Below are 25747 nucleotides of genomic sequence, written 5' to 3'. Positions count from 1 at the left end.
GGGACACGCGTTGCCCGGCGGCGATGCCCGGGTACCGGCTGTCAGTGGGAGGTGGCAGGCTTGTCCTGTGACCGAGATTGACGCAAAGATCGATGGACTCGTTCCCGCCTGGCTCACCCTCCCCGACATCGCCGAAGAACTCGACGTCGAGGTGACCCGCGTGCGGCAGCTGGTGAAGGAGGGCCAGCTGATCGCGGTGCGCCGCGGGGAGAACCGCGTGCTCCAGGTACCCGCCGAATTCATCCAGGACGGCAAGGTCGTCAAGGGACTCGTCGGGACGCTGACGCTCCTGCGGGACGACGGCTTCGCCGACGAGGAGATGCTGGAGTGGCTCTTCACCGCCGATGACACCCTGCCCGGTACCCCGGCGCAGGCGCTGCGCGAGAATCGCGGCACGGAGGTCAAGCGCCGGGCCCAGGCCCTGGCCGTCTGACGCAGCCGCGTCCCGCAGCAACCGCACCCACATCCGCAACCGCATCCACGCGGCGTACGGACCGGTTCCGGCCGGTCCGTACGCCGCCGACGAGGGGGAAGCCGCCCGATGACCACCGTTCGACAGGCCCTGTCCGACGCCCGGCTCTACCTGTGCACCGACGCGCGCACCCGGCAGGGCGACCTCCCGCAGTTCCTGGACGCGGTGCTCTCCTCGGGCGTGGACATCGTGCAGCTGCGCGACAAGGGCATGGAGGCCGGCGCGGAGCTGCGCCACCTGGAGGTCTTCGCGGACGCCTGCCGACGGCACGGCACGCTGCTCGCGGTCAACGACCGCGCGGACGTCGCCCACGCCGCGGGCGCCGGGGTGCTCCACCTCGGCCAGGGCGACCTGCCGGTCCCCGCCGCCCGCGCCCTGCTCGGCCCGGAGCCGCTGATCGGCCGCTCCACGCACGCCGAGGCCGAGGTGGACGCCGCCCTCACCGAGCCCGGCGTGGACTACTTCTGCACCGGCCCCTGCTGGCCGACCCCGACCAAGCCCGGCCGGCACGCCCCCGGCCTGGACCTGGTCCGCTACACCGCCGCGCGGAACCCCGAGCGCCCCTGGTTCGCCATCGGCGGGATCGACGCCGGCAACCTCGACGAGGTGCTGGCGGCCGGCGCCCGTCGGGTGGTGGTGGTCCGCGCGATCACCGAGGCCGACGACCCGGGTGCGGCCGCCGCCGAGCTGGCCAAGCGGGTCCGGAGCTATTCCGCCTGACGCGGCCGGCCGGCGCCGGCCGGAGAGCACCGGATGGCCACGGGATGTCCACCTGGTGGACAGCAACCGCACCAACCAGGCATTACGTCGATGCCGGTTGGTGTCCGTCCGACCTGTGGTTAACCTGCCCGTATGGCCCTAGGTACAGCTTCCACCAGGACTGATCGCGCACGCACGGTGCGCGACCTGCTTGCTTCCGGCAAGCGATCCTTCTCGTTCGAGTTCGCCGCCCCGAAGACGGAGAAGGGCGAGCGGACGTTGTGGAACGCCATCCGCCGCATCGAGGCCGTCGCCCCGACCTTCGTCTCCGTGACCTACGGGGCCGGTGGCACCTCCCGCGACGGCACGGTCCGTGCCACCGAGCGGATCGCCACCGACACCACCCTCACCCCGGTCGCCCACCTGACCGCGGTCAACCACTCCACCGCCGAGCTGCGCAACATCATCGGCCAGTACGCCGACGCCGGGATCCGCAACATGCTCGCGCTGCGCGGCGACCCGCCGGGCGACCCCATGGGCGACTGGATCCGGCACCCCGAGGGCATCGGCTTCGCCGCCGAGCTGGTCCAGCTGATCAAGGAGTCCGGCGACTTCTGCGTCGGCGTGGCCGCCTTCCCCGAGATGCACCCGCGCTCCACGGACTGGGACACCGACGTCCGGCACTTCGTCGACAAGTGCCGCGCCGGCGCCGACTTCGCGATCACGCAGATGTTCTTCTACCCGGAGGACTACTTCCGGCTGCGGGACCGGGTGCACGCCGCGGGTTGCTCGACGCCGATCATTCCGGAGATCATGCCGGTCACCAACGTGCGTCAGATCGAGCGCTTCGCGCAGCTCAGCAACGCCGCCTTCCCGCCCGAGCTCGCTGCGCGCATCCTCGCGGTCAAGGACGACCCGGCGGCGGTACGCTCCATTGGCATCGAGTACGCGACGGACCTGTGCGCGCGCTTGATGGCCGAGGACGTGCCCGGGTTGCACTTCATCACCCTGAACCACTCCACGGCGACCCTGGAAATCTACGAGAACCTGGGGCTGCACCAGCGGCCCTGACCACGGCGGCCGGCATCCGGCGGAAGAGGGGCGCATATGGGCTGGACGATCCTCTACATCGCGTTCGCCCTGGTCGCCCTGTGGCTGCTCGGCGAGGTGCTGTTCCAGAACAAGGCGCCGCTGCGCTGGCGGGCGTTGGCCCTGGGCGGCTTCCTCGGCGTCGTGGCCGGCGTGGCCATCCCGTCGGTCATCGTGATCGCCCTGGGGGCCATCGCCTTCGCGCTCGGGCAGACCTACGTGACGCTCTCCGTACGCCGCGGGTTCACGGAGGGCTGGACGATCGGCGGGCGGCCCAAGCCGAAGCGCCGGCGCCGCGCCCGCTCCTCCCGCGGCCCCGCCGACGGGCCGAACCTCCAGGTCTCCCAACTGGCCGAGGAGACCGCCCCGGTGGCCGCCGACGCCGCCGGGGAGGCCGCTCCGGTCGGCCACGGCGCCGACGGCCCCGGGAACCCGGACCCCTACCAGCCGGTGCCGGACCCGCCCGGCCCCGGCGAACCGCCCGCCCACCAGGACTTCTTCGCCTACGCGCAGGCGGACGCCCCCACCGTCTACGCCCCGCAGCCGCTGCCGGACGAGACCGGGGCCTACGGCGTCTACAGCTTCGACGCCCGCCCCGACCCGACGGTCGCCCCCGCCTCGTACGACGTCTTCGGCAACATCACCCCGGACGGCGACGGCCACGACCAGGGGTACGGCGACGGGTACGGTCCGACGGCCGGCCAGGGCGGCTACGCCGACCCCTACCCCGCCTACGACGAGGGCGCCTACCAGGGCGGGCAGGCGCCCTATTCCGACCCGTACATCGGCACCCAGCAGTACGCCGCACACCACGACCCGTACGAGGAGCCGGATCCGTTCGGCCGGGCGCCCTACCAGGCCGGGCAGCACTACGACGACCTCGGCGGACAGCCCGCACCGCACTACGGGCAGGACCCCGGACAGGGCTACGGGCAGGACCCCGGGCAGCACTACGGGCAGGACCAAGGGCAGGGCTACGGGCAGCACTACGGACAGGACCAAGGGCAGGGCTACGGGCAGGAGTACCACCCGCCGCAGACCCTGCCCGACGGCGTCTGGGTGCCGCAGCAGCGCGACACCGGCCATCCGGCGGAGCAGCCGGCCTACCCGCCCCCGCACCAGCCGGGGTACGACGAGCAGCGGTACCCCTACTGAGTGGCGGCGCCCGGCCGTGAGCCGGGCGGGACGCCAACTGTCGCCGCCCCGGGAGGAGTTGGACCACCATTTCGGAGGCGGCCGCTCCGGCACCGGCGGGGCGGCCAGGACCGGCCGGCGCTCACCCGCCCCCGTCCCGTCCGCCCCGCACGCTCACTCCGAGCCGTGCCAGTCGTCGCCGTTCACGATCAGACCGGCGACGATCGCCCCGGACATCCCGGCGTGCGCCAGCCCGCCGCCCGGATGGGACCAGCCGCCGACGACGTACAGCCCCGGTATCCGCGTGCGGTTGCCGGGCCGCAGGAAGCGCCCCTCCTGGCCGGCGAGCGCCGGCCCCGGCACCGGCCCGCCGTCGGTGGGCGGCAGCACCTTCCGCCACAACACCCGCTCCCGCAGGCCGGGCACGGCCGCCTCGGCGCTCGCCACCAGCCGGTCCGCGTCCTGCTCCAGGGCCTCGCCGTCCAGCCGGTCGACCGGACCGTGCGGGGCGACGGAGGCGGTGAGGGTCACCGCCTCGTGGTCGTCGTCGGGGCGCGTCGCGGGATCGTCGGGGCGCAGAACCGTCACGGTCGGGCGCGCGCACGGCGTCCGCAGGCCGTGCCCGTCGCCGAAGACGCCGGTGAGCTCCGCGGTGCGGTCCGCGGCGTGGACCACCGTGCGGTGCACCGCGTCCGCCGGGCGGGGGCCGCGCAGGGCCAGACAGACCGTCAGCCGCGCGGCGGCCCGGTCGCCCGGGCCCGGGGCGGGGCGGACGTCCTCCTCGCTCCAGGGCTCGCGAGCGGCGCAGAGCTCCGGCAACCGGACCGGGTCGATGCCCGCGACCACGAACTCCGCGTCGGCGACGCGGCCGTCGGCCAGCTCCACGCCCGCGGTCCGCCCGTCCTTCGCCAGGATCCCGGTCACCTCGGCGCCGAAGGCGAACTCCACCTTCCGGGCCCGGCAGCGCGCGTACAGCGCGTCGGCCAGCGCGCGCATGCCGCCGGTCACGTACCAACTGCCGAAGGTCTGCTCCATGTAGGGCAGCACGGTCGCGCTCGCCGGGGCGGTGCGCGGGTCGAAGCCGTACGCCAGGGCGTGGCTCTCCAACAGGGCGACGAGCCGGGGGTCGGTCAGCTCGCGGCGGGCGACCTCGGCGAGGGTGGCGGTGGTCGGGCCCTTGCCGCCGCCCCGTCCGAACAGGCCGCGCCGGCGCACCGCCGGGTACGGGTCGCGCCCCAGCACCCGCCAGTCGGTCCACAGCGGCTCCTCCAGCAGCGGCCGGCGGGTGGCGTCCCACGCCTCGCGGGCGCGCACCAGCAGGGCGCTCCAGCGCTCGCCGGCGCCCGCGCCCAGCGCCTCGTCCAGGGCGGTCAGGACACCGGCCCGCGAGGCGTTCGGCAGTGTCGCGGAGCTGCCGTCGGGGAAGACGTGCCGGCTGGCGGGATCGACCTGGGTCAGCTCGACGCAGCGCTCCAGCGGCTCGCGGCCGGTCTTGACGAACAGGTCGCGGTAGACCGCCGGGAGGTGCAGGAGGCCGGGGCCGGTGTCGAAGGCGAAGCCGTCCCGCTCGAACCGGCCCAGCGCTCCGCCGTACGTCGCCCCGCGCTCGAACACCGTCACCCGGTGGCCCGCCACGGCCAGCCGGGCGGCGGCCGCCATCGCGCCCATCCCGGCGCCGATCACCGCAATTCCTGCCATGCCTGCGACTGTATCCGGCGGCACTGACAGCGCCGCCGACGGCCGGTGCCCGCCCGCACCCGTCCCGCCGGGCGGCCGGGATCAGCCGAGCGGCCGGAATCAGCCGAGCGGTGGCGCGCCGCCGGCCGCCGCGAGCCGCTCCTCCGCGCGCCGCTCCCGCCGTCGCCGCAGGTACCGGCGGATCCGCGACCACAGGAAGACCACCGTGGCGATCCCCGCGATGAGCAGCACCGCCGCGATGCCCGCCGCGATCCACGGGTGGAACAGCGCGAACGCGACGAGCCCGGCGACGCCCAGGTCCTCCACCAGGCTCAGCAGGATGTTGCTGGCCGGCTCGGGCGAGGTGTTGACCGCGATCCGGGTGCCCGCCTTGACCAGGTGGCTCAGCAGCGCCGTGGAGCCGCCCACGGCACCGGCGGCCAACTGGGGCAGCGAACCGTCGTGCCCGGCCAGCAGCGCCGCCACCACGCCGCCGGCGATCGGCCGGACCACGGTGTGCACGGCGTCCCACACGGAGTCCACGTACGGGACCTTGTCGGCGATCGCCTCGGCCACGAAGAGCAGCCCGGCGACGATCAGCACGTCGGGCCGCTCCAGGGCGGCGGGCACCTCGTCGGAGACACCGGTCGCACCGAGCAGGCCGAGGAGCAGGACGACGGCGTAGGCGTTGATCCCGCTCGCCCAGCCGCTGGTGAAGACCAGGGGAAGTACGGACACCCCGCCGATCGTAGGCGGTCCGCGGGGCCCACCGCCCGCCCGATGGGGCGGAGTGCTCAGCTTTGAGTATCCGTACTCAGACGCCGAGATGAGTAGGTGCGCGGATGGGCCGGGATCCGCCCGGACGGAAGAGTGGGGGCCACGGACGGGAAGCAGCGCCGCACCGCCGACACGGGGCGGCGGAACGGTGCGGCTCCCCGGACGGAACGGGGGAACGACGGGGGAGTACGGGGGGCGGCGCTGCCCTGGTCGGATCGGTTCGGGGGAACGATCTGTGCCAGGGCAGCGCTCATGTCTCTTTGGGGCCGCAGTCTTTCCGTCGGCCGCAGGGTCCGCCCCGAGGACGGCACGGACCGCCGCTCCCTTTCAGGCGGGGCGGCCGGTGACCCGTCCCTGTAGGAGCCGCGACAGGGCCGCGTGCACGTCGTCGATCGACCGGTCCGGCTGGTAGGACTGCCAGTCCAGCGCGGCCACCAGGACCATCCCGAACAGCGCCGAGGCGGTCAGCGGGATGTCGATCTCCTCGCTCAGCTCGCCGCCGGCGACGGCCTCCCGCAGCACGTTCTCCACCACGGTGATGGCCCGCTCCCGGACCACCATGAGCGTGGACTGCCAGGCCCGGTTGGTGCGCCACAGCTCGGCCACGTACAGCTGGGTGAGGGCCGGGTAGCGGGCGATGAAGTCCAGGCCGGCCCGGATCATCGCGTCCAGCGCGTCGACCCGGGTGCCGCCCCGGTCGGTGACCTCGTCGGCGGCCGTCTGGAGGGACGACGCCAGCAACTCGATGCCGTGCCGCAGCAGCTCCTCGAAGAGGACGTTCTTGCTCGCGAAGTTGTAGTACACGGTGCCCTTCGCGACCCCCGCCCGTTCGGCGATCTCGTCCACCGTGGTGGAGGAGAAGCCCTGTTCGGCGATGAGCGTGACCGCGGCCTCGAAGAGCTTGCGCCGGGTCGCGTCGCGGCGTGTGTGGGAGCTGTCCATAGGGGTGATTGTGCCGGTCGCGGCTGTGCGCGCGCTCACAGGCTGAGCTCCGGGTGGAGGTCCTTCATCCGCACCACCTGGCGACCGCGCGCCGCCAGGGAGGTCAGCGCCAGCGCCCCGAGGGTGAACGCCAGCAGCACCGCGCCGCCCTGCCACACGGGAGCCAGGTCGCCGCCGGTGATGAGCCGGCGCAGCCCCTCCACGATGTAGCTCATCGGCAGGTAGGGATGGATGGCCCCGAAAAAGCCCGGGCTGGTCTGCACCGGGTAGGTGCCGCCGGCCGACGTCAGCTGGAGCATCAGCAGGGCCAGGACGAGGATCCGGCCGGCCGGCCCGAACTTCGCGTTCAGCCACTGCACGATCGCCGAGAAGCAGGCGGTGACCAGGACCAGGAAGCCGACCGTGCCGGCCGCCCGGGCCATCTGGAGCCCGAGCGCGAAGTGCAGCACGGACATCAGCGCGGCGGTCTGCAGCACCCCGATGCCGAACACCGGCAGCCATCCGGACAGCGCCACCCGCCAGGAGGACGCGCCCATCGCCAGCGCCCTCCGGTTGAGCGGCGGGATCAGCATGTAGGCCACCATCGCGCCGACCCACAGGGACAGCGGGATGAAGTACGGGGCGAACCCGGTGCCGTAGTTGGGCGCCTTGTGGGCGGCACCGGACGCGAGCTGCACCGGATCGGACATCACCAGGGTGCGCGCGTCGCGGTCCTTCTTGCCGTAGTCGGGGATCTGCCGCACCCCGTCGCGCAGCCCGCCGGCCAGCTGCGCCGAGCCGTCGGAGAGCTTGAACATCCCGCCGTCCAGGGTCTGCGCGCCGTCCTTGAGGCGGCCGACGCCGGCGTCCAGGTCGGTCATCCCGGAGGCGGCGCGGCCGGTGCCGTCGTGCAGCTGCCGCGCCCCGTCGTTGAGCCGGTCCGCGCCGGACGCCAACTGGGCGTTGCCCGCGGCAAGTTTGCGGGCGCCCGCGGACACCTTGTGGGCGCCGTCGTTGAGGTCGTCGATCTTTTGGACCGCCGCGTCCATGTCGGCCCCGAGGGTTGGCCCGTGGGCGGCGAGTTCGGAGGCCAGCGCGTGCAGGGTGTCCAGGTCCCGGCCGAGCTGGTCGAGGTTCTTCTGGTCGTGGACGTAGCCGCTGACCTCCTCGGCGGTGTCCGCGGCGGCGTCCGCCTGCTGGGTGATCCGCTTCAGTTCGGCGCAGTCGGTGCCCGCGGTGCGGTCGCTGCCGCAGCGCAGCCGGTAGTACGTGTCCAGGTGGTCGGCGAGCCCGCGGGAGAGCCGGGCGCCGGTGTCGGCAGCGCCGGGCAGCTTGTCCAGGTGGTCGCGCACCGCCTGGGCGCCGTCGGCGACCAGCCGTGCGGCCTCGCCGATCTCCTTGCCGTGCGCCCGCACGAACGGCCCCACCTGGTCGACGACGCCGTTGACGGTGTCGGCGAGCTGCTGGGTGCCCTGCGCCACCTGGCCGGAACCGTCGGCCAGTTGGCGGGCCCCGGTGGCGGCGGTGCCGGCTCCCTTGGCGAGGTCGGCGCTGCCCTGGTGCAGGCGGTCCGCGCCGGCGTCGAGGTCGCCCAGGCCGCCGACCAGCTTGGCGCTCCCGTTCTTGGCGGTGCCCAGGCCGTCGGCCAGTTTGCCGGCGCCGTCCTTGGCCTGCCCGATGCCGTCCTGGAGCCGCTCCGCGCCGTCGGCTGCCTCCTGGGTCTTGCCGTGCAGGGTCGAGAACGACACGAAGATCTTGTCCAGGAAGGTCCGCGACGCCTTGGCCGTGGCCGCCGCGCGCACCTCGGAGAAGACGGTCCGGGAGATCTGCCCGACGATGTAGTTGTTGGCGTCGTTGGTGCGCACCGTCAGGGCGCCGGTCTCCGGGTGCGCCCCGGAGCTGGACGCGATCCGTCGGCTGAAGTCCCGCGGAATGGACAGCGAGAGGTAGTACGTGCCGTCCTCGACGCCCCGGCCGGCCTCCTGGGAGTCGACCTGGTGCCAGTCGAAGGTGTGGCTGTCGCGCAGCCCGGCGACGATCCCGTCGCCCGCCGCGATGCGCTGTCCGCCGACGTCGGCCCCCTGGTCGTCGTTGACCAGCGCGACCGGGATCCGGTCCAACCGGCCGTAGGGGTCCCAGAAGGACCACAGGTACAGCGCGCCGTACAGGAGCGGCAGCAGCAGGAGCGCGGCCAGCGCGGCGCGCGGCAGCTTCCCCCGCCCGAACCGCTTCAGCTCAAGCGCGGCCAGCCTCGGCGAGCGCATCGGCCGTTCCCTCCTCGTCGTGCCCGCCGTCCTCGGGGGCGTCGGCAGCGTGCGGTGCGGGGCGGCCGGTGCGCACCAGCACCACGCCCGAGGGGTCCGCCGGCGGCTCGCTGCACACCGCGAGCACGGTGGTGCCGGCGGTGGCGAGGGCGCGCAACAGCGCCCAGGCCGCGGTGCGCTCCGGGTCGGACAGTTTCAGGTCGGTGTCGTCCACGGCCAGCAGCCCGGGACCGCCGATCAGCGCCAGCGCCACGGACAGCCGCAGCGCCTCCAGCCGCTCCAGGTCGCGCACCGCGGTGCGGTCGCCCTTGGGCAGCGTCGCCACGTCCAGTCCGGCGGCGGTCAGCGCGTCGTCCACCAGGGCGCGGGCTTGTGCCCGGCGCTCCCGCCGGGGTCGCAGCAGCGCACCGAGCGAGGCGCCGAACCGGCCCTGGAGCAGGGCGCGTTGCCGCAGGTGCTCGCCGACGGTCAGGGCCGGGTCGAGTTCGGCGACGCCCGGTACGTGCGCGAGGGCGGTGCGGGACCGGACCGCGGCCATGTGCCGGGGCAGCGGCAACCCGCCGACCTCTGCGGTGCCCGCCGCGGGCTTCATCCGCCCGGTGAGCGCCAGCAGCAGGCAGGTGCGGCCGGACCCCGACGGGCCCTGCACGGCGATCAGGGCGCCGGGTCCGGCGGTGATGTCGACGTCCCGGAACGCCCAACCGCGGGGGCCCTTGACCCCGAATCCCGCGGCCGTGACCGCCGCCCCGTGCGGGGTGCTGTCCACGATCCCCTCCCTTGCACTGACTGGTCAGTTCAAAGTAGGGAGCCCGCCCCGCCCTCCGCAAGGGGTTCGCCGGAAATCCGCGAAAACCCGTTCCGGAACTGTCGATCCGCTGTCCGTTTTCTGCTGGAACCGCAGGTCAGGGGCGATTGTCAGTGGTGTGCCGCACGATGGGTGCATACGGTCCGCATCGGCCCGCCGGCCCTCAACCAGCGGGCGACGACAGGAGGTTCGTCATGGCAGCTCGTCCCGTCGCGGGCAGCTCGGCTGCGTACGGTCCCCCGAGCGATGTCCACCCCGTCCTGCGCCGGGCGGCCGCGCCGCCCGCCGCCCTCGACCTGCTCACCAAGGCCCAGCTCGGCCTCGACGAGGCCGAGACCCTGGAATCCCCCAACGACCGGTTCGCCACCGCCCACCTGGCCGCCCTGCGTGCCGCGGCCGCGGTCCTCGCCGTGCGCGGCCGACCGGAGCCCACCGCACGCCGTCGGAAGACTATCCGCAGCGCCTGGGAGGTGCTGCCCGAGGTCGCTCCCGAACTCGCCGAGTGGAGCGCCCTGTTCGCGGCCGGCGCCGACCGCCGGGCCAGGGCCGAGGCCGGCATAGCGGGCGCGGCCGGCCAGCGCGACGCCGACGACCTCCTGCGGGACGCCGGGATGTTCCTCCGCCTCGTGGAGCGGATGCTCCGGCTCCCACCGGTGCTGCCCCCGCAGCGGGCCGGCGGGACGCCCGACGCCAGCTGGGGGCGGGCCGGCTGACGGGCCCGACCTGCGGCGGCGCGCGGGCCGGACGCGGCACCCGCCCGTTTACGGAATAGGGTGGTGAACGACTGGACGTCCATGCCCCGCCGAGGAGCCACCCACCGTGTCTGACCCGCTGCGCCCGCGCGCCTCCCTTCGTACCGCCGTGGTCTGGGACGTCCTCAAGGACGCCCTGGAGCGCCGGGTCAAGGCCGCCGGGCGGGACGCCCTGGACGTCCTCGACACCGGCGGCGGCAGCGGCAACTTCGCCGTCCCGGTGGCCCGCCTCGGCCACCGCGTCACCGTCGTCGACCCCAGCCCCAACGCCCTCTTCGCCCTGGAGCGCCGGGCGGCCGAGGCCGGGGTCGCCGACCGCATCCGCGGGGTCCAGGGCGACGCCCACGGCCTGTTCCAGGTCATCGAGCGCGGTGGCTACGACGCGGTGCTCTGCCACGGCGTGCTGGAGTACGTGGACGACCCCGCCGAGGGCCTGCGCAACGCCGTCGGCGCGCTGCGCCCGGCCGGCACCCTCAGCCTGCTCGCCGCCGGGCTGGGCGGGGCGGTCCTCGCCCGCGCCCTGGCGGGCCACTTCACCGAGGCCCGCCGCGCCCTCACCGACCCCGCCGGCCGGTGGGGCGAGGGCGACCCGGTGCCCCGCCGGTTCACCGCCGACCAGCTCACCGACCTGGTCACCGCCACCGGCCTCCAGGTCGGCGCGGTGCACGGCGTACGGGTCTTCGCCGACCTGGTCCCCGGCGTCCTGGTCGACACCGAGCCCGGCGCGATGGACGCCCTGCTGAAGCTGGAGGCCGCCGCGGCCGAGCAGCCGGCGTTCCACTCCGTCGCCACCCAATTGCACGTCCTGGCCGAGCGCGACTGACCGCGCCGGGCGCGGCCGCGCCCCCGCCGGGACCGTGTACGGCGCCCGCGCGGCGCGCCCGCCGGGGAGCCGGCGGCCGCCGGCGGGGCCCGGCGACGCCCGCGGGGAGCGGGTGCGGTCGACCACAGGCCACCCGAACAGCCGCTTCGCCCCGTATGATCGGGGTACGACGCTCCGGCATGACGGGCTGGTGGGTGGGGAATGCAGCCAGCATCACCACCGCACCGCCGCGGCGGTGCGGACGGTGAATTGGCGTAGAGGGGCGGGTTTCACGGGGGCGAATCCCTGCCTATCCTGAAAGGGTCGCACCCGGTCGCCCCCCGCGACCGACGAGTAGGAGGACTCCGTGCCGCTCTCGGAGCACGAGCAGCGCATGCTCGAGCAAATGGAGCGAGCGCTGTACGCCGAAGATCCCAAGTTCGCGACAGCGCTTGAGGGAAGCGGGCTGCGTACGTACACCCGGCGACGGGTTTACCAAGCGGTCGCGGGCTTCCTGGTGGGTATCGGCCTGCTCATGGCCGGCATGGTCGCGCAGCAGATCTGGTGGGTCAGCGTCGTCGGCTTCCTCGTCATGCTCGGCTGTGCCGTGCTGGCCGTCACCGGCTGGCGCAAGGCCCCCAAGCCGGGTGAGCGCGGGACGGCCCCCAGCGGGCCGCAGGCGCGCCGCCAGGCGAGGTCGCGCCGTTCGATGATGGACCGCATCGAGGACCGCTGGCAGCGTCGCCGAGACGAGCAGCAGGGCCACTGACCGGCGCTCCCTGAGCCGACCGGAGGCGGATCCGCTCCGGCCCGGCGTTCCGGTTCGGATCCGGCCAATCTCGCGCGGTTCGCCCGTGCGACCCCTTCCGTCCCCTTCCGTGCTCTGGCCCCCGAGGTTTCGGGGGCCAGAGCTTTTTCCTCTCCGCCCTCGCTCTCGCCAGCTGCCTCCGGCTCCGTTCTCCCGTGCTGCCTGCGGCGTCCCAGGCGCCGCACGGGCGCTTGTCCGTCTCCGCGCTGCACCCGGGGCCCCGTCAGCGTGCCCGGGGCCCCCGTGAGCGCGCCCGCGAGGTGTGCCGCGACGGGGCCGCCGGCGCTGATCTTCCGGGCGTGCCGGGCACGCGTCCCCACGGGGGCGTCCGGACCAGTCCCACCGGTCCCGCCCCACGTACGCGGAGCCGGCCCGCGGCAGAGGGCGGCGCGCTGGACTTACGCCCGGGACTACGCCCGCTCGTCGCGCCGCCACCCCGCCGTTCGCAGGGTCCTCGCCGCGCGTTGGGCCGCGGTCGCCGGTCGACTGCTCCGGCAGCGCCGCCGCAGGGCCGACCAACGGGCCATCCAGCACCAGCGCAGGCGGGCCGCCGAGCGCGGGGCGAGCCGGGCCCGGATCCGCAGCGCCCGCGGTGCGCCGTCCCGCAGGCCGACGTGCACCAGCCGCACGTCCGCGGCGAGGCCGGCGGTGGGGACCGGCTGGGGGGCGTACAGGACCTGCTCGACCGCCGTGGCGACCCGCTGGGCGGCCGCCGCGGCGTCGGGGGGCAGTTCCCCGATGCGAACGATCCGGGCCGCCGCCGTGCGCGGCGTCAGCGACTCGTCCGGGAGGATGCCGAAGTCCCAGCCGGTGTCCAGCAGCTCCTGCCAGGCGGCGAGGGCGCTTGCCGCGGCGTCACCGCCCGGTGGGCCCGCCAACCGCCGGGTACGGGCCCGGGCCCGCCACACCAGTGGCACCGCGGGCAGCGCCACGATCAGCAGCGCGGCCAGCGCGAGGAGTGCGAGCGGCCCGATCGCGGGGCCGCCGCCCGGGGGGCCGGCGGTCGGCGCAGAGGGCGTGGCCGCGCAGTCCGGGCCGGCACCGGTGCGCCGCTCCCCGGGGCCGCAGGTGGGAGGCGCGGACGGTCCGGTCGGGGGCACCGCGGACGGCGCCGGCGCGTGCTCCGGACGGCCGGGGGCGGGGGTCCGCGAGGCGTCCGGGTAGGCGTAGTCCGGAACGCTGCCGCGGCTCGGGGTCGGCTCGAAGCGGGTCCAGCCGATGCCCTGGAAGTACAGCTCCGGCCAGGCGTGCGCGTCCTTCAGGGACACCGACGTCGTGCCGTCGGGCTGCCGGGTGCCCGGGGTGAAGCCGACCGCGACCCGGGCGGGAATCCCCAGGGTGCGGGCCATCGCCGCCATGGTGAAGGAGAAGTGGACGCAGAAGCCCTCCTTGTCCTTGAGGAAGCGGGCTATCGCCTCGGTGCCGCTGCCCGCCCGGACCTCGGTGTTGTAGCTGAAGCCGCCGTAGAGCGCGAACCAGTCCTGGAGCTTGACCGCCTTGTCGTACGCGGTGCCGGCACCCCGGGTGACCTGACGTGCGGTGGTGCCCACGATCGGGGGGAGGGACTCCGGGACGCGGGTGTACTCGCGCCGGAGCGCGGCGGGCGGCGGCGGGGCCGAGGCCAGTTGGTGGGCGGTGGGGCGCACCTGGAGGCTCTCGACCTGGTACTGGAGACCGTGGGTGTTCTGCCCGCGGTCGCCGACCAGGGTGCGGCCCTCGGGCTCGAACCGCCAGCGGCCGGGGAGGTCCACCCTGGCCGCCGGATAGGGCAGCGGCAGCCAGTTCTGGGCGTACCACTGGGCGGTCGACAGGGAGGTGTTGACCCGGGTGACGGAGACGTCGGAGCTGAGGCCGGGCGGTCGTGGCAACTCGGTCGGGACGTCGGTGACCGTGCGCTCGGAGGGCTTCCAGGCCGTGCCGTCGAACTGGTCCAGCGCGACGATCCGCAGGTACATCTCGCGGGTGTCGGTCGCGGTCGTGCGGTAGTTGAGGACCTCGCGGTCCTCCGGTTGGTTCAGGCTGTCCTGGAGTGAGACCAGCGGGTTCACCGCGGAGATGGTGCCGCCGCCGGCTCCGGGGCCGGCACCGGCGGTGGTCGGCCCGAGCAGGCCGCTGCCGAGGGACGGCAGCACGGCGGGCACCAGCAGCGCGAGGCCCAGGGCCAGCGCGCCGATCCGGCGGCCCCGGGGCAGCGGCAGTCCGTCGCGACGGGCCGCTCCCGGGCGGCCGGTGACCGGCCCGCCGAACACCCGGCCCCACTGGGACAGCCGGTCGCGCCCCTCGGCGAGCAGGAGCAGCAGGTAACCGGCGGCCCCCACGACGAACCACAGCCAGCCCGCGCCGCTCTGGGACAGCCCCGCGGCCACCGAGTACAGCGCGAGCAGCGGCAGCCCGGCGGGCGCGGCGCTGCGGTAGGTGACCGCCAGCGCGTCCACGACCAGGCCGATCAGCAGCACCCCGGACACCAAAAGCAGCCGGATGCCGGGCGTCACCGGCGCCGGGATGGCGTACCGGCCGACATCGCCGACGCCGCTGCGCACCAGGTCGGCCAGGGCGGCGACGGCGTCCGGGCCGGGCAGCAGTCCGGCCACCGCGTGGTCGCGGGCGAACACCGCGGTCAGCAGCAGGACGGCTGCCAGGGCCTGCGCGCCGACGGTCAGCGGCCGGGCCAGGGGCAGCCGCCGGCCCAGTGCGCCCACCCCCGTCACCAGCGCCAGCAGCAGGGCGGCCTGGAAGAGCCAGGTGACCGGGTCCACGAGGGGCAGCAGCGCGCATCCGGCGCAGAGCGTCGCCGCCATCGCGCACAGCGCCAGCCGAGCCCGCCCGCTCATGCGCCCGTCCCGCTTCGCTCGGGAGCGCCGCGCTGGTCGCCCCGCTGGTCGCCCCGCTCCGCTCCCGCGGCCGCCCCGGCCGGTGCGGCGCCCGCCCGGTCCGCCGCCCGCCACAGGTCGGCCAGCGCGTCACCGGGCCTCACCGGCAGCGCCGTCCAGCCCGCCTCCCGCAGCATCCGCAGCCGGTCGTCGACCGGGGCGGCGCCGGACGAGAAGCGGAACCCGCCGGGTGTCCTCGTCCAGGCGTCGCCGTCCATGACGAAGGCGACCGCGGCGGCGCTGCCGCGGCAGATCCGGCCGGCGAGTGCGGCCTGTTCCTCGTCCAGCTCGCCGAAGAAGGCGATCAACAGCCCCTCCGTGCCGCCGCGCAGCACGTCGTACGCGGCGGAGAGGTCCTCCTCGGCGGAGTGCTCCACGACGGCGAGGGTCTCCAGCAGCAGTCCGCCGGAGTCGCCGGACTCGCCGCCGCCGGTGAAGCCGCCGCCCTCCGGGCCGGGCACCGCACTGCCGGTGTCGGTCAGCAGCCGCACCGAGAAGCCCCGCTCCAGCAGGTGCAGCGCGACCGAGGCGGCGCCGGCCACCGCCCATTCGAAGGCCGAGTCCGGCCCGGAACCGTGGTGGGCGGCGGCGCGGGTGTCGAGCAGGATCGTGCAGCGGGCCTTCTCCGGCTGCTCCTCGCGGCGGACCATCAGCTCGCCGTGGCGCGCGGTGGAGCGCCAGTGGACCCGGCGCAGGTCGTCGCCGTGCCGGTAGCCGCGGGGGATGACGTCGTCCTCGCCGGCGAGGGCGAGCGAGCGGTGGCGCCCGTCGCCGTACCCCGCGGCCTCGCCGGCCAGCCGGACCGGGGGCAGCGGCTCGACCCGGGGCACCACCGTCAGGGTGTCGGACGTGCTGAAGGAACGCGTCAGCTCGCACATCCCGAACGGGTCGGACAGGCGCAGCTGGAGCGGCCCCAGCGGATAGCGGCCGCGCAGGTCGGAGCGGACGCGGTAGGACACCTCGCGGTGCCCGCCCGGCTCGACCCGGTCCAGGACGAAGCGGGGCCGGGGTCCGAGCACGTACGGCACGCGGTCCTGGAGCATCAGCACGCCGGTCGACAACCGGGCGACGTTCTCCACGCGGAGGCCGACCCGGGCCTCGGCCGCCGCCGGCACCCGCGCCGGGGCCAGCGTGCGGCTGCCCGCGACGCGGTAGCGGGTGCGGTGCAGCACCAGGACGCACACCAGCGGCAGCGCCGCCAGCAGCAGTCCGACGCGCAGCAGGTCCGCCTGCCCCAGGAGGTACGCGCAGGCCGCGGCGGCCACGCCGGCTGCCAGGAAGGACCGGCCGCGGGTGGTCAGCCCCCCGAAGGCGGCGCGCAGCCCGCCCGGCGCCGGTGCCCCGGTGCTCCCCCCGCCGGACATCACAACCCCCGTGCGTGGGGCGGCTGCTGGCCGCGCTCGGCTTGTCGCCATTGCGGGGCGGAGGGGTCGGGGACCGGGGTGCGGCGCACGATCTCCAGCACCACCTGCTCGGCGGTGCGGCGGTTCAACTGCGCCTGGGCGGTGGGCAGCAGACGGTGTGCGAGCACCGCCACCGCCAGCGACTGCACGTCGTCCGGGAGCGCGAACTCCCGCCCGGCCATGGCCGCGGCGGCCTTGGCGGCGCGCAGCAGGTGCAGGGTGGCCCGGGGCGAGGCGCCGAGCCGCAGATCGGGGTGGCTCCGGGTGGCCGCCACGAGGTCGACGGCGTACCGCCGTACGGGCTCGGCGACGTGCACGGTGCGCACCGCCTCGGCCAGCTTCACGATCTCGTGGGCGTGCGCCACCGGGCGCAGCTCGTCCAAGGGGGAGGCCCCGCCGTGCACGTCGAGCATCCGCAACTCGGCCGCCGCGCTGGGGTAGCCGATCGAGACCCGGGCCATGAAGCGGTCCCGCTGCGCCTCCGGGAGCGGGTAGGTGCCCTCCATCTCGACCGGGTTCTGCGTCGCGACGACCATGAAGGGGCTGGGCAGGTGGTACGTCTGCCCGTCCATGGTGACCTGGCGCTCCTCCATGGACTCCAGGAGTGCCGACTGGGTCTTGGGGGAGGCGCGGTTGATCTCGTCGCCGATCACGATCTGGGCGAAGATCGCGCCGGGCTTGAACTCGAAGTCCTGCCGCTGCTGGTCGTAGATGCTGACGCCGGTGATGTCGGACGGCAGCAGGTCGGGGGTGAACTGGATGCGGCGCACCGAGCAGTCGATCGACCGGGCCAGCGCCTTGGCCAGCATCGTCTTGCCGACGCCGGGCACGTCCTCGATGAGCAGGTGCCCCTCTGCCAGCAGGACCGTCAGCGCGAGCCGTACGACCTCCGGCTTGCCCTCGATCACGCCCTCCACTGACCGGTGCACCCGCCCGGCGGTGGTGGTCAGATCGGCAAGGCTCGCTCGTTCGTCATACGTCGTCACTCGGCCCTCCTCGGCCCCTCCCCGGGTGGCCGACGCCCCCTTGACGGACCCGGCCCTCCCCGTGTGCGCATTCCGTCCGGTCGCTGCCGGACGGAACGTCACCTACGCATTCTTGCCGCCCGCGCGGCCTCGCGTCATGGCCTGTGGATAACTCACACCGTCCGGTCCCAGCCAACCGGGCATGTCGGTCGAAACGGGCGCCGAGGGGGCGTGGCGGGCGGGATCCTTCGCCGGGTGCGACGGATCCCGCCGCAGGTCAGCCCTGTGGATCGATCTCGCGCAGCAGGCCGGTCGTCACGTCGAACACGAAGCCGCGGACGTCGTCGGTGTGCAGCAGGAAGGGTGAGGTGCGTACCCGCTGCATGGACTGGCGGACGTCCTCGTCGAGGTCCTTGAACGCCTCGACCGCCCAGGTGGGCCGCTGGCCGACCTCGGCCGCCAGCTCGTGCCGGAAGTCCTCGGTCAGGCTGAGCAGGCCGCAGCCGGTGTGGTGGATGAGCACGACGGACCGGGTGCCGAGCGCGCGCTGGCTGATCGTCAGCGAGCGGATGATGTCGTCGGTCACCACGCCACCGGCGTTGCGGATGGTGTGGCAGTCGCCGAGCTCCAGGCCCAGCGCGGCGTGCAGGTCGAGCCGGGCGTCCATGCAGGCCACGACCGCGACCTGGAGGACGGGGCGGGCGTCCATCCCGGGGTCCGTGAAGGCGTCGGCGTACCGCTCGTTCGCCTCGACGAGACGGTCGGTGACGGTGCCGTCGGGGGCGGGGGAGGCGCTGTCGGCGGACGAGGGCAGCGGCTGCGACGCAGGTATGGGCATGGCTTCACGGTAATCGTTCACGGCGTGATCGGCTCCTCCGGAAATCCGGCGTAGGGGGCAACCTCACGTCTTGTGAGGCACTCCACAGGGCGGGTGCCGCGGACAAACCCCCAGGAATCCTCCGGGCGCACCGTGCGGGGGACGCGCGGAACCGGTTGATTGACCGGGGCGGCAGGTGGACTAAAGTGGCGCGAAGTGGGAGGCGTGACGCTCTCCTTGGATCCCGGATCCCTCGTGTGCGTGACCGTACGTACGGTTCGGCCTCCTCCCGCTCCACCGGTCATCCGACGTCACTTCCCCGTCGCCGGAGGGCCACTTCCCCTTCAGAGCGGGCGGGGACCAAGCGGTACGTGCGGCATCCCCCAGCCAACGGCCGGGGACCCACCTGCCGTCCACCATCGGAAGGCACATGAGCGAGCGCAGCGAGCGAATGACAAAGAGGTGCGCGCTCCGCGCATGCAGGCCCGCCGAGCGAAGCGAGGCCGGCGCATGAACAGCAACACCCGCCACGTACCCGTCATGCTCCAGCGCTGCCTGGACGTGCTCGCCCCCGCGCTCGCCGAGCCCGGCGCGGTCGTCGTCGACTGCACCCTCGGCCTCGGCGGGCACAGCGAGGCGCTGCTCGCCACGTTCCCCGAGGCCCGGCTGGTCGCCCTGGACCGCGACCCGGCCGCGCTCCGCCTCGCGGGGGAGCGGCTGGCCCCCTACGGCGACCGCGCCACCCTGGTGCACGCGGTCTACGACGAGCTCCCCGAGGTCCTCGACCGGCTCGGGCTGCCGCACGTCCAGGGCGTCCTGTTCGACCTCGGCGTCTCCTCCATGCAGCTCGACGAGGCCGACCGCGGCTTCGCCTACGCCCAGGACGCCCCGCTCGACATGCGGATGGACCAGACGACCGGCATCAGCGCCGCCGAGGTCCTCAACACCTACCCGCCCGGGGAACTGGTCCGGATCCTGCGCGCCTACGGCGAGGAGAAGCAGGCCAAGCGGATCGTCGCCGCGGTGGTGCGGGAGCGGGAGAAGGAGCCGTTCAGCACCAGCGCCCGGTTGGTCGAGCTGATCCGCGACGCGCTGCCGCAGGCCGCCAAGCGCACCGGCGGCAATCCCGCCAAGCGGACCTTCCAGGCGCTGCGCATCGAGGTCAACGGCGAGCTGGCCTGCGTCGAGCGCGCCATCCCGGCCGCGGTGAAGTCGCTCGCGGTGGGCGGCCGGATCGCCGTGCTCGCCTACCACTCGCTGGAGGACCGGCTGGTCAAGCAGGTCTTCGCGGCCGGCGCCAGCAGCACCGCGCCGCCCGGCCTCCCGGTGGTCCCCGAGCGCTACCAACCCCGGCTCAAGCTGCTGACCCGCGGGGCCGAGCTGCCCACGGAGGAGGAGGTCGCGCAGAACCGGCGCGCGGCCCCGGCCCGGCTGCGCGGCGCCGAGCGCATCCGCGAGGACATCGCGTGACACGGCAGGGGGGCCGACCGCGCGCCAGGCAGCGCCTGACCGCGCTGTTGCCCTCCGTCCCGCGCGGCGGCACCGCCGCGCGGACGCCCTTCGTGCTGCTGGTCGTGGTGCTCCTGGGCTCCGGACTGATCACCCTGCTGCTGCTTAACTCCGCGCTCAACCAAGGCTCGTTCGAGCTGAGCAAGCTGGAGCGGAAGACCGGCGAGCTGACGGACGAGCAGCAGGCGCTCCAACAGGAGGTCGACGGCTACTCCGCACCGGACGCGCTGGCGCGGCGGGCCCGCAAGCTGGGCATGGTCCCCGGTGGCAACCCGGCGTTCCTGATGCCGGACGGCACGGTCCGCGGTGCGCCCGGCCCGGTGTCGTCCACGGGCGCCGCGCTGTCCGCCTCCGCCGGGCCGGCGCTCGGCCCCGGGGACCTGCGGCCGGCGGGCCAACAGGCGGTGTCGGCGCCACGGGTCCCGGCACAGGAGCCGCCGGCACCACCGACCCCGGCGGGCGCACCGAACCCGGCCGTCCCGCTCGCCCCCCACACCCCGGGCGTTCCGTCCTCGCCCGGCCCGCTGGCGACGCCCACGGCCCCGGCCTCCGTCCTCACGCCCGACTCGCCCGCCCCCGCCGTCCGCGCGCCCGGCCCCGTCGCCGGACCGACCCCGTCGGCCGCCGGCAGGTGACCCCGTGACGCGCGCCCCCGCACCCCGCCGCTGCGGTCCCGCCGCCCCCGTCCACCGGGCGGACGGCGCCACGCCGTTCCCCGCTCGCCCCGTGCCCGTTCCGGAGACCGCGGTATGACCCAGCCCAGGGACCCCCGTCGCGTTCCGCGCCCCGCCCGGCCCGGCGCCCGCCCGGCCGCTGCCCGCCGCCCCGCCGCCCAGGGCCGTCCACGACCGGCCGGCGGCCCGCTGCGGCCGGTCAGCCCGCGCCCGCGCCTGCGGCTGATCGCCCTCGCGCTGACGCTGGTGATGGCGGCCTTCGTGATCCGGCTCGTGCAGGTGCAGGGCGTGGACGCGGCGGCGTACGCGGCCAAGGCCAACGAGAACCGCTACGTCCCGGTGACACTCGCCGCCGAACGCGGCGCCATCACCGACCGCAACGGGGTGGACCTCGCCACCACCGTGGACGCGTACGACATCACCGCCGACCCGAGCCTGCTGGCGCCCGACAAGATCAAGATCAAGGACGCTCCGCAGCAGGCCGCCGCGCTGCTCGCGCCGATCCTCGACGAGCCCGAGGCGACCCTCGCGGCCAAGCTCAACCGCCCGACGTCCCGCTACGTCCTGCTCGCCCGGCAGCGCACCCCCCAGGTCTGGAAGCAGATCAAGGACCTGCGCACGGCACTGGACGCCAAGGCGGCCGCCGCGCCCAAGAGCGCCCCCCGCCCCGACGTCCTGCTCGGGATCTTCGCGGACAAGCACAGCAAGCGCGTCTACCCCGCCGGCGACCTCGCGGCCGGCGTCCTCGGCTTCGTCAACGGCACCGGCAAGGGGGCTGGCGGCCTGGAGGCCCAGCTCAACAAGGAGCTGGCCGGCAAGGACGGGAAGCTGGTCTACGCCCAGTCCGGAGGCCGCCGGGTGCCCACCGCCGACACCCAGGAGCACCCCGCCGTCCCCGGCACCGACGTGCAGCTGACGATCGACCGCGACATCCAGTGGGCGGCCCAGCAGGCCATCAGCCAGCAGGTGCAGAAGTCCGACGCCGACCGCGGCTACGTCGTCGTCCAGGACACCCGCACCGGCCAGGTCCTGGCGCTCGCCAACGCCCCCGGGTTCGACCCCAACGACCTGTCCAAGGCCGGCCCGGACTCGCTCGGCAACCCCGCGCTGACCGACGCCTTCGAGCCGGGCTCCACCAGCAAGCTGATGACGATGGCGGCCGTCCTCCAGGAGGGCGCCGCGACCCCGTCGACCCGGGTGACCGTGCCCAACCGCCTGCACCGCGGCGACCGGCTCTTCGCGGACGACATCGACCACGACACCTGGCACCTCACGCTCAACGGCGTGCTCGCCAAGTCCAGCAACATCGGCACCATCCTGGCGGCCGGCCAACTGGGCACCACCCAGCCCCAGGCCAACCAGGTCCTCTACTCCTACCTGCGGAAATTCGGCATCGGCCAGCCGACCGGCCTCGGCTTCCCCGGGGAGACCGACGGCATCCTCGCCAAGCCGCAGGACTGGAACACCTCGCAGCAGTACACGATCCCGTTCGGCCAGGGCCTGTCCCTCAACGCCGTCCAGGCCGCCTCCGTCTACTCCACCATCGCCAACGGCGGCGAGCGGATCGCCCCCACCCTCGTCCGCGGCACCACCGGGCCGGACGGCCGGTACGCCCCGGCCCCCGAGCCCGCCCGCAACCGCGTGGTGAGCGAGAAGACCGCCAGCACCCTCGCCACCATGTTGGAGTCGGTGGTGTCCGACGACGAGGGCACCGGCGCCAAGGCGAAGATCGACGGCTACCGGGTCGGCGGGAAGACCGGTACCTCCAACCGGGTGGACCCGAAGACCGGCCGCTACCACGGCTACACCGCGTCCTTCGCCGGCTTCGCGCCCGCCGACAAGCCGCGCATCACCGTCTACTGCGCCGTGCAGAACCCCAAGCGGGGCAGTTATTTCGGAGGCCAGGTCTGCGGCCCGATCTTCCAGCAGGTCATGGCGTTCGCACTGAAGACCCTGCAGGTCCCCCCGACCGGTGCGCAGCCGCCGCGGCTGCCGGTCACCTTCAAGCCAGGCGAATGAAATCGAGGCAACACCGCCGTGACGACGATCACTCCCGACGGCCCGCAGCTGCCCGGCGACAGAACCCCGGCGAAGCCCTCGCTTCGCCCCGAGCCCGTTCTGCCCGGTACGCTCACCGCCGTGTCACAAGCTGATCAGTCCCCGAAACCCCAGCAAGCGGAGAAGGGCGGCGCCGGCGGATATCCGGGCGCGCCGCGCCCTGAGGAGGTCCGCCCCACCCCCCTGGCCGACCTCGCGCGGCAGCTGGCGATCCCGGTTCCCGACGGATCGGACGCCGTCCGGGTCACCGGCATCACCCACGACTCCCGTGCGGTCCGCCCCGGCGACGTCTACGCCGCGCTGCCCGGTGCCCGTCTGCACGGCGCCGACTTCGTCGCCCAGGCCGCCGACCTCGGTGCCGCCGCGATCCTGACCGACCCGTCGGGCGCCGAGCGGGCCGCCGCGACCGGCCTGCCGGTCCTGGTCGTCGACCATCCGCGCGGTCGGATGGGCGCCCTGGCCGTCTCGATCTACGGCGCGCCCGGCGAGGACCTCCTCCAGATCGGCATCACCGGCACCTCCGGCAAGACCACCACCGCGTACCTCATCGAGGGCGGGCTGCGGGCCGCCGCGGCCAAGGAGGACGAGGGCGACGGGCGCCAGGCGGGCGGACTGACCGGCCTGATCGGCACCGTCGAGTCCCGGATCGGCGACGAGCGCCTGAAGTCCGAGCGGACCACCCCCGAGGCCACCGACCTACAGGCGCTGTTCGCGGTGATGCGCGAGCGCGGCGTCCGCTCGGTCGCCATGGAGGTCTCCAGCCACGCCCTGGTGCTCGGGCGGGTCGACGGCTGCGTCTTCGACGTCGCGATCTTCAACAACCTCAGCCCGGAGCACATGGAGTTCCACTCCGGCATGGAGGACTACTTCCAGGCCAAGGCCCAGCTGTTCACCAGGGCCCGCAGCAGGGCCGGCGTGGTCAACCTCGACGACGAGTACGGCCGCCGGCTCGCCGCTGGCGAGTCCGAGGTCCCGGTCACCACGTTCTCCGCCGAGGGCCACCCGGACGCGGACTGGCGCGCCGCCGACGTCGAGGTGAGCGCGCTCGGCTCGACCTTCACCGTGCACGGCCCCGGGGGCGTGACGCTGCGCGCCGCCTCCCCGATCGCCGGCCCGTTCAACGTCTCCAACGCGCTGGCCGCCATCACCGCGCTGGCCGTCGCCGGCATCGACCCGCAGACCGCGGCCGACGGCGTCGCCGCGATCCCCGGCGTCCCCGGCCGCCTGGAGCGGGTGGACGTCGGCCAGCCCTACCTGGCGGTCGTCGACTACGCCCACAAGACCGACGCCGTCGAATCGGTTCTGCGGGCGCTGCGCAAGGTCACCACCGGCAAGCTGCACGCCGTCCTCGGCTGCGGCGGCGACCGCGACCCGCACAAGCGGATGCCGATGGGTGCCGCGGTCGCCCGGCTCGCCGACACCGCGGTGCTGACGTCCGACAACCCGCGCTCCGAGGATCCGCTGGCGATCCTCGCCACCATGCTTGCGGGCGCCGCCGAGGTGCCCGTCCACGAGCGCGGCACGGTCCTCGTCGAAGAGGACCGGGCCGCCGCCATCGCCGCCGTCGTCGCCCGCGCCGAGCCCGGGGACACCGTGATCATCGCGGGCAAGGGTCACGAACAGGGTCAGGACATCGCCGGAGTGGTACGCCCCTTCGACGACCGTCAGGTGCTGCGCGCTTCCATCGAGGATTCGCTGAAGTCACGGCAGCCGCAGCAGTCACAGCAGCCGAACCACCAGGGATGACACACCGCCATGCGCGCACAATCCTCTTGTTGGCACCTTCTGCACGGCCCCGGGGGTGACCTGTGATCTCCCTGTCCCTCGCCGAGATCGCGAGCATCGTCGGCGGGCAGCAGCACGACATACCGGACCCGGACCGCGAGGTCACCGGGCCGGTCGTGTCGGACTCCCGGGCCGTCCGCCCGGGTGGCCTGTTCGTTGCGTTCGCCGGTGAGCGCGTCGACGGTCACGAGTTCGCCGTCGGCGCCGTCGAAGCCGGTGCGACGGCCGTTCTCGCGTCCCGCCCGGTCGGCGTCCCGGCGATCGTCGTCGACGACGTCGTCGCAGCCCTCGGCGCACTTGCCCGGGCCGTCGTGGACCGGTTGGGCACCACCGTCGTGGGGCTGACCGGCTCGGCCGGCAAGACCAGCACCAAGGACCTGATCGCCCAGCTGCTCCAGCGGCACGGGCCGACGGTGTGGCCGGAAGGCAACCTCAACAACGAGATCGGGCTGCCGCTCACCGCGCTGCGCGCCGACGCCACCACCCGGCACCTCGTCCTGGAGATGGGCGCCCGCGGCATCGGCCACATCCGCTACCTCGCCGGGCTGACCCCGCCCCGGATCGGGGTGGTCCTCAACGTCGGCACCGCGCACCTCGGCGAGTTCGGCGGCCGCGAGCAGATCGCCCAGGCCAAGGGCGAGCTCGTCGAGTCGCTGCCCGCGGCCGAGGACGGCGGCGTGGCGGTGCTCAACGCGGACGACCCGTACGTCCGGGCCATGGCGTCCCGCACGAAGGCCCGCACCGTCCTGTTCGGCGAGTCCCCGGAGGCCGCCGTCCGTGCCGAGAATGTCCGGCTCAGCGGCCTCGGACAGCCCGCCTTCACGCTTCACACACCCTCCGGGTGCAGTGATGTGACGATGCGGCTGTACGGTGAGCACCACGTGTCGAACGCGCTCGCCGCGGCCGCCGTCGCCCATGAGTTGGGCATGCCCGTAGACGAGATCGCCACCGCGCTCTCCGAAGCCGGCACGCTCTCCCGCTGGCGCATGGAGGTCACCGAGCGCGCGGACGGCGTGACGGTCGTCAACGACGCCTACAACGCGAACCCCGAGTCCATGCGAGCGGCGCTGCGTGCGCTGGTCGCCATGGGCACCGCCGCCAGGGCGCAGGGGGGCCGGACGTGGGCGGTGCTCGGTGAGATGGCCGAGCTGGGCGAGGAGTCACTCGCCGAACACGACGCGGTCGGACGGCTGGTCGTCCGGCTCAACGTCAGCAAGCTCGTGGCGGTCGGCGGCAGGGAAGCGGCCTGGCTCGACATGGGCGCCAAGAACGAGGGTTCGTGGGGTGAGGAGTCGGTGCACGTGTCCGACGCGCGGGCGGCGATCGACCTGTTGCGCAGGGAGCTGCGAGGGGGAGACGTCGTGCTGGTGAAGGCGTCCAGGTCGATCGGCCTGGAGCGGGTCGCCGCGGCATTGCTGGACGGCGAGATCGGTTCCGGTGTTGAGGGCGGGGCCGCGTCCCGATGA

The 25747-nt window shown here is 74.4% G+C and carries 21 protein-coding genes; 12 read left to right on the top strand and 9 right to left on the bottom strand.

The window, feature by feature from the left end:
* Positions 1-67: 67 nt before the first annotated feature.
* From ACJ6WD_RS18975 to ACJ6WD_RS18960, 4 genes are all read left to right on the top strand, one after another.
* Positions 68-433 carry an Rv2175c family DNA-binding protein gene (locus tag ACJ6WD_RS18975; protein WP_016575220.1) on the top strand — a complete coding sequence of 122 codons (366 nt, stop codon included), beginning with the start codon at positions 68-70 and terminating at the stop codon, positions 431-433.
* A gap of 108 nt (positions 434-541) precedes the next feature.
* Positions 542-1192 (top strand): thiamine phosphate synthase, encoded by a 651-nt coding sequence (gene thiE, locus ACJ6WD_RS18970; RefSeq protein WP_233661307.1) that lies wholly within the window; start codon positions 542-544, stop codon positions 1190-1192.
* A 132-nt stretch (positions 1193-1324) separates the two neighbouring features.
* Positions 1325-2242 carry a methylenetetrahydrofolate reductase [NAD(P)H] gene (gene metF / locus ACJ6WD_RS18965; protein ID WP_233661306.1) on the top strand — a complete coding sequence of 306 codons (918 nt, stop codon included), beginning with the start codon at positions 1325-1327 and terminating at the stop codon, positions 2240-2242.
* A gap of 36 nt (positions 2243-2278) precedes the next feature.
* Positions 2279-3415: a hypothetical protein gene (locus ACJ6WD_RS18960; RefSeq protein WP_407616215.1), complete on the top strand. Its 1137-nt coding sequence runs from the start codon at positions 2279-2281 to the stop codon at positions 3413-3415.
* 153 nt (positions 3416-3568) lie between these two features.
* On the opposite strand, the gene ACJ6WD_RS18955 is transcribed toward ACJ6WD_RS18960, so the two are convergent.
* The 5 genes from ACJ6WD_RS18955 to ACJ6WD_RS18935 form a co-directional block, all read right to left on the bottom strand.
* On the bottom strand, positions 3569-5092 hold the full coding sequence (locus ACJ6WD_RS18955) for a phytoene desaturase family protein (protein ID WP_407616214.1): 1524 nt from the start codon (positions 5090-5092) through the stop codon (positions 3569-3571).
* A 99-nt stretch (positions 5093-5191) separates the two neighbouring features.
* Positions 5192-5809 (bottom strand): DUF4126 domain-containing protein, encoded by a 618-nt coding sequence (locus tag ACJ6WD_RS18950; RefSeq protein ID WP_233661303.1) that lies wholly within the window; start codon positions 5807-5809, stop codon positions 5192-5194.
* Positions 5810-6175: 366 nt separating this feature from the next.
* Entirely contained in the window at positions 6176-6790 is a 615-nt protein-coding gene (locus ACJ6WD_RS18945) for a TetR/AcrR family transcriptional regulator (RefSeq protein ID WP_016574537.1), read from the bottom strand.
* 35 nt (positions 6791-6825) lie between these two features.
* Positions 6826-9033, bottom strand: a complete 2208-nt coding sequence (locus ACJ6WD_RS18940; protein WP_331248571.1) for a YhgE/Pip domain-containing protein — start codon at positions 9031-9033, stop codon at positions 6826-6828.
* Entirely contained in the window at positions 9005-9799 is a 795-nt protein-coding gene (locus ACJ6WD_RS18935) for an ATP-binding cassette domain-containing protein (RefSeq protein ID WP_407616213.1), read from the bottom strand. The genes ACJ6WD_RS18940 and ACJ6WD_RS18935 overlap by 29 nt, the downstream gene beginning before the upstream one ends.
* A 233-nt stretch (positions 9800-10032) precedes the next feature.
* On the opposite strand from ACJ6WD_RS18935, the gene ACJ6WD_RS18930 reads away from it, so the two are divergent.
* From ACJ6WD_RS18930 to ACJ6WD_RS18920, 3 genes are all read left to right on the top strand, one after another.
* Entirely contained in the window at positions 10033-10551 is a 519-nt protein-coding gene (locus ACJ6WD_RS18930; RefSeq protein WP_331248570.1) for an SAV_6107 family HEPN domain-containing protein, read from the top strand.
* Between the two features lie 106 nt (positions 10552-10657).
* The gene (locus tag ACJ6WD_RS18925; RefSeq protein ID WP_020929490.1) at positions 10658-11413 is read left to right on the top strand and encodes a methyltransferase; all 756 of its coding nucleotides are present in this window, start codon (positions 10658-10660) and stop codon (positions 11411-11413) included.
* Between the two features lie 346 nt (positions 11414-11759).
* Positions 11760-12161 carry a DUF3040 domain-containing protein gene (locus tag ACJ6WD_RS18920; protein ID WP_016577010.1) on the top strand — a complete coding sequence of 134 codons (402 nt, stop codon included), beginning with the start codon at positions 11760-11762 and terminating at the stop codon, positions 12159-12161.
* 449 nt (positions 12162-12610) lie between these two features.
* Here ACJ6WD_RS18920 and ACJ6WD_RS18915 read toward each other — a convergent pair whose 3' ends face one another.
* The 4 genes from ACJ6WD_RS18915 to ACJ6WD_RS18900 all read right to left on the bottom strand — a co-directional run bounded on the left by ACJ6WD_RS18915 (position 12611) and on the right by ACJ6WD_RS18900 (position 18276).
* Positions 12611-15031 carry a transglutaminaseTgpA domain-containing protein gene (locus ACJ6WD_RS18915; RefSeq protein WP_407616212.1) on the bottom strand — a complete coding sequence of 807 codons (2421 nt, stop codon included), beginning with the start codon at positions 15029-15031 and terminating at the stop codon, positions 12611-12613.
* Positions 15028-16434, bottom strand: a complete 1407-nt coding sequence (locus ACJ6WD_RS18910) for a DUF58 domain-containing protein (protein ID WP_233661298.1) — start codon at positions 16432-16434, stop codon at positions 15028-15030. The genes ACJ6WD_RS18915 and ACJ6WD_RS18910 overlap by 4 nt, the downstream gene beginning before the upstream one ends.
* Positions 16434-17459 (bottom strand): MoxR family ATPase, encoded by a 1026-nt coding sequence (locus ACJ6WD_RS18905; RefSeq protein ID WP_233661297.1) that lies wholly within the window; start codon positions 17457-17459, stop codon positions 16434-16436. The genes ACJ6WD_RS18910 and ACJ6WD_RS18905 overlap by 1 nt, the downstream gene beginning before the upstream one ends.
* Before the next feature lie 256 nt (positions 17460-17715).
* Positions 17716-18276, bottom strand: a complete 561-nt coding sequence (locus tag ACJ6WD_RS18900) for a carbonic anhydrase (RefSeq protein ID WP_331248566.1) — start codon at positions 18274-18276, stop codon at positions 17716-17718.
* A gap of 489 nt (positions 18277-18765) precedes the next feature.
* On the opposite strand from ACJ6WD_RS18900, the gene rsmH reads away from it, so the two are divergent.
* The 5 genes from rsmH to murF all read left to right on the top strand — a co-directional run bounded on the left by rsmH (position 18766) and on the right by murF (position 25747).
* Positions 18766-19725, top strand: a complete 960-nt coding sequence (gene rsmH, locus ACJ6WD_RS18895; protein ID WP_016577305.1) for a 16S rRNA (cytosine(1402)-N(4))-methyltransferase RsmH — start codon at positions 18766-18768, stop codon at positions 19723-19725.
* Complete coding sequence (locus ACJ6WD_RS18890; protein WP_233661295.1) at positions 19722-20399, top strand: septum formation initiator family protein; 678 nt, start codon at positions 19722-19724, stop codon at positions 20397-20399. Before rsmH ends, ACJ6WD_RS18890 begins: the two co-directional genes overlap by 4 nt.
* Before the next feature lie 114 nt (positions 20400-20513).
* Complete coding sequence (locus ACJ6WD_RS18885) at positions 20514-22457, top strand: peptidoglycan D,D-transpeptidase FtsI family protein (RefSeq protein ID WP_376446061.1); 1944 nt, start codon at positions 20514-20516, stop codon at positions 22455-22457.
* An 18-nt stretch (positions 22458-22475) separates the two neighbouring features.
* Positions 22476-24242 (top strand): UDP-N-acetylmuramoyl-L-alanyl-D-glutamate--2,6-diaminopimelate ligase, encoded by a 1767-nt coding sequence (locus ACJ6WD_RS18880; RefSeq protein ID WP_233661293.1) that lies wholly within the window; start codon positions 22476-22478, stop codon positions 24240-24242.
* A 62-nt stretch (positions 24243-24304) separates the two neighbouring features.
* Entirely contained in the window at positions 24305-25747 is a 1443-nt protein-coding gene (gene murF / locus ACJ6WD_RS18875; RefSeq protein WP_233661292.1) for a UDP-N-acetylmuramoyl-tripeptide--D-alanyl-D-alanine ligase, read from the top strand.

Source organism: Streptomyces sp. VTCC 41912, assembly GCF_045799175.1.
Classification (GTDB): Bacteria; Actinomycetota; Actinomycetes; order Streptomycetales; family Streptomycetaceae; genus Streptomyces; species Streptomyces albulus_C.
The sequence above is the reverse complement of the archived record's forward strand: the minus strand, read 5'-3'. Positions and strand labels throughout refer to the sequence as shown.

What these genes read in the sequence shown, in the direction of transcription:
- ACJ6WD_RS18955 (WP_407616214.1), bottom strand. Translation starts at nt 5,092, where the DNA reads ATGGCAGGAATTGCGGTGATCGGCGCCGGGATGGGCGCGATGGCGGCC.
- metF (WP_233661306.1), top strand. Translation starts at nt 1,325, where the DNA reads ATGGCCCTAGGTACAGCTTCCACCAGGACTGATCGCGCACGCACGGTG.
- ACJ6WD_RS18945 (WP_016574537.1), bottom strand. Translation starts at nt 6,790, where the DNA reads ATGGACAGCTCCCACACACGCCGCGACGCGACCCGGCGCAAGCTCTTC.
- ACJ6WD_RS18910 (WP_233661298.1), bottom strand. Translation starts at nt 16,434, where the DNA reads ATGTCCGGCGGGGGGAGCACCGGGGCACCGGCGCCGGGCGGGCTGCGC.
- ACJ6WD_RS18900 (WP_331248566.1), bottom strand. Translation starts at nt 18,276, where the DNA reads ATGCCCATACCTGCGTCGCAGCCGCTGCCCTCGTCCGCCGACAGCGCC.
- ACJ6WD_RS18960 (WP_407616215.1), top strand. Translation starts at nt 2,279, where the DNA reads ATGGGCTGGACGATCCTCTACATCGCGTTCGCCCTGGTCGCCCTGTGG.
- thiE (WP_233661307.1), top strand. Translation starts at nt 542, where the DNA reads ATGACCACCGTTCGACAGGCCCTGTCCGACGCCCGGCTCTACCTGTGC.
- ACJ6WD_RS18930 (WP_331248570.1), top strand. Translation starts at nt 10,033, where the DNA reads ATGGCAGCTCGTCCCGTCGCGGGCAGCTCGGCTGCGTACGGTCCCCCG.
- ACJ6WD_RS18940 (WP_331248571.1), bottom strand. Translation starts at nt 9,033, where the DNA reads ATGCGCTCGCCGAGGCTGGCCGCGCTTGAGCTGAAGCGGTTCGGGCGG.
- rsmH (WP_016577305.1), top strand. Translation starts at nt 18,766, where the DNA reads ATGAACAGCAACACCCGCCACGTACCCGTCATGCTCCAGCGCTGCCTG.
- ACJ6WD_RS18915 (WP_407616212.1), bottom strand. Translation starts at nt 15,031, where the DNA reads ATGAGCGGGCGGGCTCGGCTGGCGCTGTGCGCGATGGCGGCGACGCTC.
- ACJ6WD_RS18885 (WP_376446061.1), top strand. Translation starts at nt 20,514, where the DNA reads ATGACCCAGCCCAGGGACCCCCGTCGCGTTCCGCGCCCCGCCCGGCCC.